5 protein-coding genes are annotated in these 5,119 nt (G+C 43.7%); all 5 read left to right on the forward strand.

Annotation, left to right across the window (positions count from 1 at the left end; translation table 11 throughout):
- Positions 1 to 154 precede the first annotated feature (154 nt).
- The 5 genes from QZ334_RS06730 (at position 155) to QZ334_RS06750 (ending at position 5,028) form a co-directional block, all read left to right on the forward strand.
- Positions 155 to 1,462: an FAD-dependent oxidoreductase gene (locus QZ334_RS06730; protein WP_295233032.1), complete on the forward strand. Its 1,308-nt coding sequence runs from the start codon at positions 155 to 157 to the stop codon at positions 1,460 to 1,462.
- Positions 1,459 to 1,737 (forward strand): ferredoxin family protein, encoded by a 279-nt coding sequence (locus QZ334_RS06735; protein ID WP_105089556.1) that lies wholly within the window; start codon positions 1,459 to 1,461, stop codon positions 1,735 to 1,737. The genes QZ334_RS06730 and QZ334_RS06735 overlap by 4 nt, the downstream gene beginning before the upstream one ends.
- Before the next feature lie 4 nt (positions 1,738 to 1,741).
- Positions 1,742 to 2,728 carry an electron transfer flavoprotein subunit beta/FixA family protein gene (locus QZ334_RS06740; RefSeq protein ID WP_295233036.1) on the forward strand — a complete coding sequence of 329 codons (987 nt, stop codon included), beginning with the start codon at positions 1,742 to 1,744 and terminating at the stop codon, positions 2,726 to 2,728.
- On the forward strand, positions 2,728 to 3,729 hold the full coding sequence (locus QZ334_RS06745; RefSeq protein WP_105094009.1) for an electron transfer flavoprotein subunit alpha/FixB family protein: 1,002 nt from the start codon (positions 2,728 to 2,730) through the stop codon (positions 3,727 to 3,729). The genes QZ334_RS06740 and QZ334_RS06745 overlap by 1 nt, the downstream gene beginning before the upstream one ends.
- Before the next feature lie 540 nt (positions 3,730 to 4,269).
- On the forward strand, positions 4,270 to 5,028 hold the full coding sequence (locus QZ334_RS06750) for an SDR family NAD(P)-dependent oxidoreductase (protein WP_295233040.1): 759 nt from the start codon (positions 4,270 to 4,272) through the stop codon (positions 5,026 to 5,028).
- Positions 5,029 to 5,119: the final 91 nt, after the last annotated feature.

Consider the following 5,119-nt stretch of genomic DNA (forward strand, 5'->3'; position numbering starts at 1 on the left):
ATCCTATAGAGCTATTTACAAGACAATGTTAAAAAATATAGAATATATTCATTTTTCTGTGGTAATTTTTAAAGGTATTTTGGTTCTTAATAGAGAAATATATATACTATATGAACTTATGTAAGTCTAAGCTTTGATTAAAGGAGCTGAGTATATGGCAATTGATCGCAATGAAACATTTGACGTTATCGTTGTTGGTGCAGGCCCAGCAGGCTCTGCGGCGGCGTTACGCCTTGCGGAGCAACGGGTAAAGGTTTTACTCATTGAACGTGGTACCGCACCAGGCGCTAAAAATATGATGGGTGGACGTATCTATACGCATTCTTTAGAACGGTTAGTACCGGACTTTAGAGATCGTGCCCCATTGGAACGTAAGGTAACAAAAGAACGTATTTCTATTGGCTCCGGCAATGAAATGACGACTATTGAATACAGCTACGAAGATGGACAACCGAACGAAGAATCCTACGTAGTATTACGCGCCAAATTCGATAAATGGCTCGCTGAAGAGGCTGAGAAAAAAGGTGCTCTTCTCGTATCTAATGTACAGGTAACAGACCTTATTACTGAAGGTGAAGGTAAGAAACAACGCGTTGTTGGCGTTCGTTGCCACGATGATGAAGTATATGCAAAACTTGTTATCATCGCAGAAGGCTCTAATACAGTATTATTAGAAAAAGCAGGCCTTACAGCTCCTACCGATCCAAGCACTATGGCAGTAGGGGTAAAAGAGGTATACAAACTTAAAAAAGAGGACCTTGAAAATCGTCTCATGTTGTCTGGAGATGACGGTATGGCGTGGCTTACTCTAGGTGATATGACCTCGGGCTTATTGGGGGGCGGCTTTATTTATACAAATAAAGATAGCCTTTCTGTGGGTATGGTTGTGGGCCTTGAAGACATCGGTAAAGCCGATCGCTCTGTAGACGATATGCTTTCAGCTTTCACAAGCCATCCAAGAATTGCTCCATTGTTGAAAAATGGCCAGTTGAAAGAACATAGTGCCCACCTCGTACCTGAAGGGGGCTATAAATCGATGCCTAAATTGGGTGGTAATGGTTATATTATCGTTGGCGATGCGGCGCGCATGTGTATGAATCTTGGGTATACTATTCGTGGTATGGACCTTGCTATCGAGTCCGGTATGTGCGCAGCAGATGCAGTTAACGTAGCCTTGCGCGATGAAAATATGGATCGCGTAGCTAAATTGTATGAACGTCAAATCAAGAGTTCTTGGTTACTGAAGGACTTGAAGCGTTACAAAAATATGCCTAAATTCCTCGCTACCCATCCGCGTATTTTCAATGAATACCCAGCATTTGTTAATAATTTGATGCACGACGTATTCACTGTAAACGGTGATGGTGCAGTGCCAATGATGAAAAAAATTATGCGCCGTGTCGGAGACATTGGCCTATTTACCTTGATTCGTGATGCTTGGAAAGGGGTGCGTTCCCTATGAAATTAGAAGAGCGTTTGGGCGCCAATAAATATTATGTAGATGAAACGTCTCCTCATATCTTGGTGGATGGCGCTGGTTTTAGCCTTGAAGAGAAAATGAAGCTCGTCAATGGTTGTCCTGCCGGTCTATATACATTGCAAGAAAACGGCGATTTAGCCTTTGATTTCGCCGGTTGCTTAGAATGCGGTACATGCCGTGTTCTTTGTGGTGAAACAATCGTAAAAACTTGGAAATATCCGCGTAACGCTAAGGGCGTAGAATTTAGACAGGGGTGAGTGTATGGAGTTATTAGTATGTATCAAACAGGTTCCAGATACATCTGAGATTAAGCTGGATCCGGAAACAAATAATCTCATCCGCACAGGCTTGCCTAGCATTGTAAACCCTGATGATATGCATGCGTTAGAGGCGGCTCTTACGGTGAAAGACCAATATGAAGGTAGTCGTGTAACCGTTTTATCCATGGGCCCTCCACAGGCTGAAGAAGCGCTTCGCCAGTGTTTGTCCCTCGGCGCCGATGATGCAGTACTCGTTACAGACCGCGCGTTCGGTGGTGCCGATACATTGGCTACAAGTTATACAATTGCATCTGCCATCCGTCATATTCAACGAACTATGAACCGTCAGTTCCAAATTATCTTCTGCGGTAAACAAGCTATCGACGGCGATACTGCACAAGTAGGCCCTCAAATTGCAGAGGAACTCGGTATGGCACAAGCTACCTATGCTTGTGAACTATCTGTAGATCAAGCAGCTCAAAAAGCAGTTGTAAAACGACAACATGAAAATGGCTATGAAATCGTAGAGGTTCCATTGCCGTTATTGGTTACAGCGACAGCTGAGCTCAACGAGCCACGCCAACCAGGCCTTTGGAGCTCTATTTATGCGAAACGCTATACCATTACTCACGTTACATTGCGCGATATGCCGCATATTGATGAAAGCCGTATCGGTCTTAACGGTTCCCCTACGCGTGTGCGCAAGGTGTACCAACCACCTCTCCGCGGTAAGGTAGAAATGTTGCCATCCATAGAGGAAGGGGCTAAAAAGGTTCTCGAATTGGCTTACCATATTAAACCAGATAAATTTGCCCATCTATTAGTGCCAAATGATGCGCCTGTTGAGGTGGCTGAGGACAATGATGAGGGTGTAGATGTAAAAGACCCTGTGCAACGGGCTGCGTCTGTTGAAAGCGTATCCCCTAGTGAATTTAAGGCGGTAGCAGCTGCTAAAGGTGATGAAGGTTCTAAAGGAGGTGACCGGTAATGGCCGTGACAAATTTTGATGAATATAGAGACGTCTTTGTCGTAGCCGATACCATCGATGACGTGGTGCATCCGGTTACGTATGAACTGATCGGCCAAGCTCGCCGTATCGCTAAGGAATTGGGCCAGCTCGTTCAAGTTATGCTATTGGGCGAGAATGTTCAAACCGAAGCAGAGGAACTCGTAGCACACGGTGCCGATATCGTTCACGTTTTTGAAAGCCCGCTTTTGAAATACTATACAACGGATGGCTATACGAAGGTCTTAACAGACTTCTTTGAAGATCATAAGCCTAATATTCTCTTGATTGGTGCTACTAATAACGGTCGTGACTTGGCGCCTCGCATGTCTGGTCGCATGCAAAACGGTGTTGTAGCGGACTGTACAATCTTGACGGTAGATACCAATGAAGGCCTTGTTGAATGGACACGTCCTGCCTTGGGCGGCAATATTTTGGCAGAAATCATTTCTCCAAACCATCGTCCTCAAATGGGCTCCGTACGTCCTAACGTATTTAAAAAGCCTGAACGTATTGCAGATAGCTGGGGCCGTATTCAAATTGAACAATTTGATCTCAAGCCTGAAGACATTCGCATGAAACGCCTCGACTTCATTCCGTTCAGCAAAGATGGTTACAATATCCAAGAAGCGGATATCATCGTAGCTGGTGGCCGTGGCATGGGCTCTAAAGAAAACTTCGATAAACTTTACGAACTTGCTGAAGCTATCGGTGGCGTAGTAGGTGCTACACGTCCACTCGTTGAAAAAGGCTGGATTGAATTGCCATACCAAGTAGGCCAAACAGGTAAAACTGTAAGCCCTAAACTATACTTGGCATTTGGTATCTCCGGCGCTATCCAACACGTGAGCGGCATCTCCGGTGCTGACACAATCGTGGCTATCAACAACGATCCAAACGCAGAAATCTTCCAACACGCTAACTATGGCATCGTAGGGGATTGCATGGAAGTGTTAAATGATATGTTGGCGCATCTGAAATAAAAGCTAGCGTATTTGAGCTCTACTAATCAAATTAAATAAAACATAGGGATACCTATCCTCAGCCTTCATGGGTACGCGTAGCGCCCAAGGCGGCTTCGAATAGGTATCCCTATTTATTTTCTAACTGTGGTAGAGCTCAAATATTTTTGTCTTACATACAGATGCGCCAGCATATTATTCTAGGGAATAGTAGAAGGCTCTAAAGCGAGTTAAGTCGCTTCCGGAACAGTAATCCTTTTTTATCTCTATACGATTTCCTTTCAGATGCGTCCATATGTCATTTGAGGAAGGGCGGAATGGTACGTGTAGCGTTCAAGGCGGCTTCGAATAGGTATCCCTATTTGCTTTCTAGCTGTGGTAGAGCTCAAATATTTTTGTCTTACATACAGATGCGCCAGCATATCATTCTAGAGAATAGCGGAAGGCTCCAATGTATACACTATTTTTATCGATTATAGGGGGTAGGGTAGAGTTTTTTTATTTTCATAATGGTATAATTAACTTATTAGAATAAAACGGATTGATGATGTGGAGGCTTTTATGGCTCGTAATATTTTTGTCACTGGTGCAACGTCTGGTATTGGTCTTTGTATTGCTGAGGCTTATGCCAAGCATGGCGATAATGTGTTGATTTCTGGTCGTCGTGCTGAGTTATTGGGCGAGGTACAGGCTCGTTTGTCTAAGGAATATGGCGTGCGTGTTGAGACTTTAGTTCTTGATGTGCGTAGTCGCGAGGATGTTGAAAGCAAGGTTCCTGCAGCTATCGAGGCTTTTGGTGGCGTCGATGTGCTCGTTAATAATGCGGGGCTTGCACAAGGGCTTGATCCTTTCCAAGATAGTGCTGTTGATGATGCGGTGACTATGATTGATACCAATGTGAAAGGCCTTTTATATGTAACAAAAGCAGTACTACCTTTTATGATTGATAAAAATGAAGGTCATATTGTAAATATGGGCTCTACTGCAGGCATTTATGCATATCCTAATGGTGCAGTATACTGCGCTACAAAGGCAGCTGTTAAGACATTAAGCGATGGCATTCGCATGGATACCATAGCTACAGATATTAAGGTTACTACCATTCAACCAGGCATCGTAGAAACTCCATTCAGTGAAGTACGATTCCACGGTGATGCGGAACGAGCTAAATCTGTGTACGCTGGTATTGATGCAATCCAACCAGAGGATGTGGCCGATGTTGTACTATATGTAACAAACCAACCTAAACGCTTGCAAATCTCTGATGTAACCATCATGGCGAACCAACAAGCGGCAGGCTTTATGGTGCATAAGAAATAATAGGCTAAATACTAAGCTTGTTAAAATGATATAGGTAGCATTTATTACTTGAAATCCTATATCATTTAGGATATACTTATTAAGCATATTT

This window comes from Veillonella sp. (assembly GCF_019414865.1).
GTDB lineage: Bacteria > Bacillota > Negativicutes > Veillonellales > Veillonellaceae > Veillonella.

Excerpts from the sequence above, each read along its gene's own strand:
- QZ334_RS06730 (WP_295233032.1), top strand. The coding sequence starts at position 155 with ATGGCAATTGATCGCAATGAAACATTTGACGTTATCGTTGTTGGTGCA.
- QZ334_RS06735 (WP_105089556.1), top strand. The coding sequence starts at position 1,459 with ATGAAATTAGAAGAGCGTTTGGGCGCCAATAAATATTATGTAGATGAA.
- QZ334_RS06740 (WP_295233036.1), top strand. The coding sequence starts at position 1,742 with ATGGAGTTATTAGTATGTATCAAACAGGTTCCAGATACATCTGAGATT.
- QZ334_RS06745 (WP_105094009.1), top strand. The coding sequence starts at position 2,728 with ATGGCCGTGACAAATTTTGATGAATATAGAGACGTCTTTGTCGTAGCC.
- QZ334_RS06750 (WP_295233040.1), top strand. The coding sequence starts at position 4,270 with ATGGCTCGTAATATTTTTGTCACTGGTGCAACGTCTGGTATTGGTCTT.